This window comes from uncultured Anaerotruncus sp. (assembly GCF_902490045.1).
In the GTDB taxonomy this organism is placed as follows: Bacteria; Bacillota; Clostridia; order Oscillospirales; family Ruminococcaceae; genus Anaerotruncus.
The window spans coordinates 1-7,541 of record NZ_CABUCJ010000113.1 but is presented as its reverse complement, the minus strand read 5'-3'; the positions used below and the strand labels follow the sequence as shown (position 1 = coordinate 7,541).

Genomic DNA, 7,541 nt, shown 5'->3' with positions numbered 1-7,541 from the left:
CGCACGGCGGCCGCGCCGGCCGGCCGGCGTTCCCTGGCCGCGCTGTAGCGCTGGTTATCCTCTTCAAAGTCAAAAGCGGGGCGGCGGGGCGGGGGCGTCTGCGCGGGCGCGGGGTCCTCGACGTCGTCCAGCTTAAAGTTCTTGATCAGGTCTTCAAACTCGTCCCGGTTGCTCATGTGTCCTCCTATCCTCCACCCGGCGGGAAGCCTTCCCGGGCCTGTGGCGGAAAAACCCAATGTACAATATATAATACCTCAATTCGGCATAATAATCAAATCTTTTAACGACTTTCCTGTACAATTTTTTTCAACGTGGGCCCCGGGCGGACGGCAGAAAATTTCTCTTTCCGGTTGATGTAACCCATTTGCCGCTTCAGACATAGTATGAAACAAATCATCAACAGCGAGGTGTCAACTTATGTGTAACAACAATTGCTGCGGGTGCGGCATGCAGAACTGTGGATATGGAAACGGCGGTTTCGGCGGTTACGGCTACGGCAGCTGGATCTGGATCATCATCATCATTATCCTCCTCTGTGGCTGGGGCGGATTCGGCGGCGGCTGCTGCTGATTCAAGCGGGCTCTACATCGACAGACTGTAACCAACTCCCCGCCCGGCGCGGGGACAACGCAAATGACGGTTTCGGGCGTGCCCGAAACCGTCATTTCTTTTTTTTGCGCGCCGGACCCGCCGCCTGCGGGACAAAGAGGCGCGCCTCGGTGACGATCAGATCGACCGGCACGTCGTACCGGCCCTTCCACAGGCTCCTGCGCAGGTTCTGCGCGTACACCAGCCCGATTTTCGGGCCGGGGTAGACCGACAGGAACCGGTCGTAGTACCCCGCGCCGTACCCCAGCCGGTACCCCGCCCGGTCATAGGCGAGCGCGGGCACGAGGCAGACGCTCCCCGAAAAATCGGCGAGCAGCCGGCACCGCTCCCGGACCGGCTCGAGCACCCCGAAGGTCTGGGGCGCGAGGTCGTCCATCGAGGAGATCTCGTAGAACTCCATCTCGTGGGTGCCCTCGATGCAGCGGGGCGCGGCCACCTTTTTGCCGTCCGCGAAGGCGCGGGCGATCAGCCCGAGCGTGTCCACCTCGATGGGCAGCGAGACATAGGTCAGCAGGGTATTGCACGCCGCGTATTCCCGCAGCGCGAGCACCCGCCCCCGGATCCGTTCGTCGGCGGCCGCCTTCCAGCCGGGCTCAAGGTTCCGCCGCCACGCCTTGATCTCCCCGCGCAGCCGCATTTTGAGCGGCCGGATGTCTATTCCCTGCATTGGATCGACCCGCGGATGGTTTCGGACGCCTCTTTCCCGGCGAGCAGCTCGACGAGCTTGAGCCCGAACTCGACGGCGACGCCCATACCCCGCCCGGTGACGTATCTGCCGTCCACGCAGACGTAGGCGTCCGCCGGGATATCCGCGCCGCGCAGCTCCTTCTGGAAGGTCGGGTAGGAGGTCGCCGTGCGCCCTTCCAGCAGGCCGCGGCGGCCCAGGATCGAGGGCGCCGCGCAGATGGCGGCGATCCACCTGTCGTGCCCGGCGGCGTAGGTGATGCAGTCCTGCACCTCTTTGCTCGCCTCGAGGTTGGGGGTCCCGGGGATGCCGCCCGGCAAAAAGAGCATCTCCATTTCCTCCAGCTTCACTTCCCCGGCGGAAATATCGCACACGACGGGCACGCCGTGCGCGCTCGTGATGGTCCTGCCGCCCACGCCCGCCGTGCGCACCTCCAGCTTGGCGCGCCGCAGCACGTCGACGACGGCGAGCGCCTCGACCGTCTCAAACCCATCGGCCAGAAATACATAGATCATCTGTCAGCACCTCGATCTGTTATAAATTTGATCCGCCGCCCGGCGGCGCGTTCAGTCGAGCACCAGGTTCAGGTAGGGTGCCCCGCCCCCGCCGCCGAACACCCGCGCGCGGGCCTCGGGGTCGTACCAGCAGCTCACGCCCGCCGGCACCCGCTCGAGCGGATAGGGGCAGTCGAGGTCGAGCGGCAGGCGCAGGTGGTACTCGTCGGCGCCGTACTTGTGCTGGAGCACCGAAAGCGCCGTGCCCGCGGCCATCCCGTCGAGCGCGAGCTCCTTGACGTTCACCGCGCCGCCCTCCATGTGGCAGACGGCGATGGCGCGCGCGTCGCCGATCGTGATCGCCAGCGTCTCGCCGCCGTTGAAGGCCGTCTCGGTCAGCCGGTAGGCGAGCGCGTCGCCGTCCCAGCGCACGAACATCGTGCGCCCGGCGAACGCCCGCTCGCGGATCTGCATGAACTCCAGGGGATCGGCCTCGCTGATGACGAAGCTGCCCGTGAAGGGCTCGATCTCCTCCCGCCCGACGACCGCCAGCCCCGAATAGAACTCGGTGTCGAATCTGCGCCTGCCGTAGAAGTTGTAGAGCGCGGCGCTCGAGGGCACGAGCACCGACAGCTTGACCCCCTCGGCGCGCAGCACCCTGTGGGCCGCCTCGAGCATGCGCGTGCTGATCCCCCGCCCGCGATAGCTCTCCCTGGTCGCCACCGCGTAGACGTACCGCGCGGGCAGGATGCCCGCCCGCGTCACCACCGTCATCGGCAGCAGCGAAAGCATCGAGACGGGGTTCTCCCCGTCCATGAAGACCATCGTATGCCGCGCGATGTCATGGCTCGCGAAATAGAGGTCGACATATTCGTTGCTGTCGCCGAAGCACTCGCGCCACAGCTCTTGCAGCCGGGCGCGCATCCCTTCCTCCGCAAACCGGATCATCCCGGTCACCTCCCGCCTGAAGGTTCTCTCAGCACGGCTTCAAACTTTTCGAGGAGGATGGCGGGCCGGTAGGAGAGCTTCGCCCTGCGGAGCCCCTCGCTGCCCACGTCGTCCTCCCGGTTGACATACCTGTAGTCCGCGCAGTTGTGGGACACAAACTGCTGGTTGATCATCGGATAGGCGCCCGCTACCGAGGAAAACGCCTTTTCGATGTGCACGATAAAGGTGTCCGAATTGAGCGGCAGGCCCATCGTATAGGCGACCACCCCGCCGTCCAGCCGGAGCAGGCCGCCCTGGAGCCCCAGCGCGGTAAAATGATCGAAGCAGTTTTTGACCGCGCAGGTCTCCTCCGCGAGGCTCGGATCCTCGCCGCAGCCGTTTTCCGCGCACCACGCCACATTCATCCGCCAGCATTCGGGCAGGTTTTCGGGCGTGATCGCCTCGTAGGCCCAGCGGCCCTCGTTCTCCGCCAGAAAGCGGTTGACGAAATTGCGCTTGCCGTGCAGCTTTTTGCCCGACAGGGTGATGAGCTTTTCACTCTCGTAGAGGTAGTCGAAATGGTCGCGCGTCTCCGCAAAGGCAAACCGCCCGGGGAAAAGGGCCTCCAGCGCGGCGGTCCCCTCGCGGGGCACGCCGTTCATGCGGAAGGGGACCCCCAGCTCCGCCGCGTCCGCGGCGAGCGCGTCAACGACCGGCCTGAGGTCGCCGCTGCCCGCCGGGTAGAGGTAGGAGTAATCCCCCTCCTCCCGGTGGGAACGCACAAGGTAGTAGTCGTTCATCCGCGCGACCTCAATGTGGTAGATCGCACGATAGATGAAATTGTTGGTAAAGGTGTATTCGCTTCCCCTCAGGTTGCCCATCCGGAGCAGCGGGTCGATCCATTCCTTGTCCGCAAGGGTGATTCTTCTGAATTCCGGCATAGCTTATAAGGCCCTTTCTGTTGGGTTGACCGCCCGCCGGACCTCCTCGGCAATCTCCTCGACCGGGAAAGCGCGGCGCTCGTCCGAGCAGCGCACCACCCGCCAGCCGAAATGCTCGGCGGCGTAGAGTGCGCAGACGCGGCACCGCCGCATATAGGCGAAATTCGCCTCGTGGATGTCCCGCTTCGACTCGTCCCCGTGGTAGCGGCCCGACAGCAGCGCCCGCGAAACGTCGGGATGCATGTCCAGGTAGACGACCGCGTCGGGGCGCGGAAGGCCGAGCTTCCCGTATTCAAAGTCCTCCATCCACGCGTGGAAGGCGGGCCATTCCCCGGGGGGCAGCTTGGACATCTGGTGGATGAGGTTGGAGGTCGCGTAGCGGTCGGCGACAATAGTATGCCCCGAAAGGTAGTCCGCTTTCCAGAAGCGCTGGTAGCTCGCGTAGCGGTCGACCGCGTAAAAGCTGCTCGCGGCGTAGGGGCCGACGTCGTCGGCCTGTCCGAATTCGCCCGCCAGGTACATCTTGACGAGCGCCGACGACGGCTCGGCGTAGTCGGGAAAGCTGACCGCGCGCACCGGGACGTTCTCCCGGCGCAGCCGGTCGCAGAGGAGCTTTGCCTGCGTCTGCTTGCCCGAGCCGTCCAGCCCGTCGATGACGATCAGCCTGCCGGTCACGCCCGTCCCCCCTGTTTGAGCTTCGCGATGTGCTCGCGCATCTCTTGCGGTTTTTGGCAGCTCATCTTGCCCTCGCGGCAGCCGCCGCGGCAGCAGGACGGCCCCGCGCCCGAAAAGAGGGTCGGCGCGACCGCGCTTACGAGCGCGAGCATCTGGTCGGCGACCTCCCGGATCTCCCACTGGGCGCGGTTGCAGCAGCGGTGCGCGAAGAAGTTGTAGAGGCTGCGGGCGTTCATCGTGACGATCATCTTGGTGTCGCACGCGTTGGGCAGCACGAAGCGGGCGTCCTCGATCGCCAGCTTTTCCGCCTTTTTGAGGGCTTCCTTCTCCTCCATGCCCTCCGCGGCGAGCGCGGCGGCACGGCGTCTTTTTAAGATCGCGGCGATGCGGTCGTAGCTCTCCTGCGCCGCCTCCATCGCCTCCTCGAACTCGGAGAGCGCCTCGTCGTCCGCCTCGATCTCGGGCGGCAGGACGTAGTCGAACGCCTTCTCCCGCACATACCGCTGGCTCTGCACGCTGTAGGAGGCCATGCGGTGGCGGGTGATCTGCGCGAGGAAGGCGCGCGAGACCCCTTCGATGCCGAAGGTGAAGCTTGCGTGCTCGATCGGGCTCTCATGGCCGATCTCCGCCAGCATCTGTACGAAATCGGACGCCTTTTCGTCGGTGAGGTTGTCCATCAGATCGCCGAGGGACGCCGCGGAATAGCACAGCTTGGCCGCCGAGGCGATCGTCTTTTCCGGGTTTGGGGTGTGGCTCAACAGCGTGACTTTGGGCTGTACCTTTGGCATTGCGCATCCTCCTGTTTTTAAAAGAACGTCCGCGTCCGGCGGGGCGGAGCCCCGCTTCGCAGGGGTTCATCCGCCCGCGCCGGACGAAATCCGTCGCTGGGTTTTCGGTTTAAAGCTGATCCGATTCGGAGAGCTTCGGCGGGAAAAACTGGTTGAGGGGGAATTTGATCTTGCGGAAGACCTCGCAGGGGTCCTCGGTGGAGTTGCTCGTGCTCTCCTTATCCGGCACCGCGTAGTCGTAGGCCGGGATCATCATCTGCACGCTGCGCTCGAGCTGGACGATGGTGAACAGCCCGATCGTGATAAGTACCACCTTTTCCGGCTTGCAGACCGCGAAGTCGCCGTCGAACAGGCTGCAGATCGATCCGGGCAGGGTTACGCCGGACTCAAACGCACGGCCGCAGCCGCACTCGACCAGCTTGCTGTCGAGGCACATCGGGTCGACCACATGGACGCTCGCCTTGGGCATGTTGGTGTTGTCGTGGTCGATGCCGCCGCGCGGGTCGGTCGAGTTGTAGACCTTTACGTTTCCGTCGGAGCCGTAGAGGATGACCTTCTTGGAGAAAGCCGCGATGCCGACCACGTTGGCCGGAGGGGCCACCGGGGAGGTGTAGGCGCTGACCGTCACTTTGAAGAAGAAGGTGAGATCGACCGAGTAGAAGCCCTTGTTGAAGGGCACCGGCTCGACGTCGAGGTAGACGGTGATGATTTCCACGTCTTTGCATTTGATGCTCATCGCGCTGTCGATCACCGGCTGGGCGCGGTCTGTAAAGAATACCTGCAAATCCGTCAGGCAGTCCTTATCGGTGCAGGAATCATAGATCCTGCCGGCATCTATGCATACTGCTTCCTTGAAACAGTTTGCTCCGGTCGCGGTAACAGGAGCTGTTCTTTGCTCTGCCATATGAATCCTCCTAGTTATGTTTTGAGCTGTACTCAATACATTTTATGAGGGATTCGTCTTTTTGTGCATCGGCAGAGAAATTTTCGTTCCGTCCTTATTTTATCATGCCAAAAGGCATCCGTCAATTTGCCCTTCCGAGCCCCGGCGGGCTGTCCGGATTATCGCCCCTTTTGCCGCTGGGCGGCGTTTTTTCCCCGGCTTGGAGGCCGGTTTTCTTGATCACAACCTTAGGTTGTGATACAATAAAATTGCAGGGAACGATAACGCCAATCCAAAAGGAGGACTGTCATGAAAATCAACTGGACCGTGCGGTTCCAGAATCCGCTCTGGTGGGCACAGGTCGCCTGCGCCGTCCTGCTGCCCATCCTCGCCTGTTTCGGCCTCTCGTGGGAGGACATGACGAGCTGGGCCGCGCTCGGGGAGCTCTTCGTGCGCGCTGTGCAGAATCCCGTCGTCGTGGTGTCGGTGCTCGTGAGCGTCTTTAACGCGGTCGTCGACCCGACCACCGCGGGCGTCGGGGACAGCCGCCTCGCAATGACCTACGCGGCCCCGCACCGGGACCGCGGACGGATGGGAGGGGAAAGCGATCGTAACATTCTGCCTTGACCCGGGGCACGGCGGCGCCGACCCCGGCGCGGTGCTCGGGAAGCGGTACGAGAAGGACGACGTCCTGCTCCTCGCGCAGGCTGTCAAGCCCCTGCTGGAGGCGCAGGGGGCCGGCGTGGTGCTCACCCGCGATTCGGACGCCGCCGTGCCGATTGCCGAGCGCTGCCGCATCGCCAACCAAGCGGGCTGCTCCTACTTTTTGAGCCTCCACCGCGACGCCGCGGGCCCTTCCGCGCGCGGCGTGGGCCTGTGGGTGCACAGCAGCGCCGACTGGCCGACCGTGCAGAAGGCGCAGGACATCCTGACCGAGCTGCTCGCCGTCGCACCGGTGCAGGACCGGGGCGTCCGCAGGGGGACCCCGCAGGACTACCCGGATTTCGGCGTGAACATGGGCACCACAATGGCCTCCGCGCTGCTCGAACTTGGCTTCCTCACAAGCGAAGCGGACAACGCCCTGTTCGACCGCTGTCTCCCGCAGTACGCCGAGGCGATCGCACGGGGACTCTGCCGGGCGGCGGGGATCGCCTACCGCGCTCCCGGAGCCGAAGAGGCCCCGCGGGACCCGGCGAGGGAGACGGTCCGGGCGGCGCTCGACGAGCTGGCCGCGGCGCTCGAAAACGCGCGCCGCAGACTGGGGGTGTGAGATGGACTGCTCGAAAAACCAGCCGTGCGAATCGCTGCGCGCGCTGGAAAAGAAGGTCGACGGAAAATTCCGGGAGTACGACGAACGGCTCGGGGACGGCGAGGTGAGCTTCGCCGTCATCAAGACCAAGCTCAACCTGATCCTCGGCATCCTCGCCGCGATCGGCGGGTGCCTGATCCCGGTCATGCTCAACCTGATCTTTTCGTGAGGGATGGGGGCGGTCTCCTCCCGTCCCCGCCCGGAAAAAAACCGGGGCCGCGCTCTGCGCG

11 protein-coding genes are annotated in these 7,541 nt (G+C 64.3%); 4 read left to right on the top strand and 7 right to left on the bottom strand.

Annotation, left to right across the window (positions count from 1 at the left end; all coding sequences use genetic code 11):
- The first annotated feature begins 417 nt into the window (after positions 1 to 417).
- Positions 418 to 570 (top strand): hypothetical protein, encoded by a 153-nt coding sequence (locus tag RDM88_RS10530; protein ID WP_308754801.1) that lies wholly within the window; start codon positions 418 to 420, stop codon positions 568 to 570.
- A gap of 91 nt (positions 571 to 661) precedes the next feature.
- Here the strand turns inward: RDM88_RS10530 and RDM88_RS10525 are convergent, their stop codons facing one another.
- The 7 genes from RDM88_RS10525 to RDM88_RS10495 form a co-directional block, all read right to left on the bottom strand.
- Positions 662 to 1,276: a 5-formyltetrahydrofolate cyclo-ligase gene (locus RDM88_RS10525; RefSeq protein ID WP_308754800.1), complete on the bottom strand. Its 615-nt coding sequence runs from the start codon at positions 1,274 to 1,276 to the stop codon at positions 662 to 664.
- Positions 1,264 to 1,809: a DJ-1 family glyoxalase III gene (locus RDM88_RS10520; RefSeq protein WP_308754799.1), complete on the bottom strand. Its 546-nt coding sequence runs from the start codon at positions 1,807 to 1,809 to the stop codon at positions 1,264 to 1,266. The genes RDM88_RS10525 and RDM88_RS10520 overlap by 13 nt, the downstream gene beginning before the upstream one ends.
- A 51-nt stretch (positions 1,810 to 1,860) precedes the next feature.
- Positions 1,861 to 2,736: a GNAT family N-acetyltransferase gene (locus tag RDM88_RS10515; RefSeq protein WP_308754798.1), complete on the bottom strand. Its 876-nt coding sequence runs from the start codon at positions 2,734 to 2,736 to the stop codon at positions 1,861 to 1,863.
- Between the two features lie 5 nt (positions 2,737 to 2,741).
- Positions 2,742 to 3,656 carry a phosphatidylglycerol lysyltransferase domain-containing protein gene (locus RDM88_RS10510; protein WP_308754797.1) on the bottom strand — a complete coding sequence of 305 codons (915 nt, stop codon included), beginning with the start codon at positions 3,654 to 3,656 and terminating at the stop codon, positions 2,742 to 2,744.
- Positions 3,657 to 3,659: 3 nt separating this feature from the next.
- Complete coding sequence (locus tag RDM88_RS10505; protein WP_308754796.1) at positions 3,660 to 4,331, bottom strand: thymidylate kinase; 672 nt, start codon at positions 4,329 to 4,331, stop codon at positions 3,660 to 3,662.
- A complete protein-coding gene (thyX, locus tag RDM88_RS10500; protein WP_308754795.1) occupies positions 4,328 to 5,119 on the bottom strand; it encodes an FAD-dependent thymidylate synthase in 792 nt (263 codons plus the stop codon). Before thyX ends, RDM88_RS10505 begins: the two co-directional genes overlap by 4 nt.
- Positions 5,120 to 5,228: 109 nt before the next feature.
- Positions 5,229 to 6,023, bottom strand: a complete 795-nt coding sequence (locus RDM88_RS10495) for a hypothetical protein (protein ID WP_308754794.1) — start codon at positions 6,021 to 6,023, stop codon at positions 5,229 to 5,231.
- A 288-nt stretch (positions 6,024 to 6,311) separates the two neighbouring features.
- On the opposite strand from RDM88_RS10495, the gene RDM88_RS10490 reads away from it, so the two are divergent.
- The 3 genes from RDM88_RS10490 to RDM88_RS10480 are packed head-to-tail and all read left to right on the top strand — an operon-like array spanning position 6,312 to position 7,480.
- Positions 6,312 to 6,629 carry a phage holin gene (locus RDM88_RS10490; RefSeq protein ID WP_308754793.1) on the top strand — a complete coding sequence of 106 codons (318 nt, stop codon included), beginning with the start codon at positions 6,312 to 6,314 and terminating at the stop codon, positions 6,627 to 6,629.
- Between the two features lie 31 nt (positions 6,630 to 6,660).
- Positions 6,661 to 7,272, top strand: coding sequence for an N-acetylmuramoyl-L-alanine amidase (locus RDM88_RS10485; protein WP_308754792.1), 612 nt, complete (start codon positions 6,661 to 6,663; stop codon positions 7,270 to 7,272).
- 1 nt (position 7,273) lies between these two features.
- Positions 7,274 to 7,480: a hypothetical protein gene (locus RDM88_RS10480; RefSeq protein ID WP_308754791.1), complete on the top strand. Its 207-nt coding sequence runs from the start codon at positions 7,274 to 7,276 to the stop codon at positions 7,478 to 7,480.
- Positions 7,481 to 7,541: the final 61 nt, after the last annotated feature.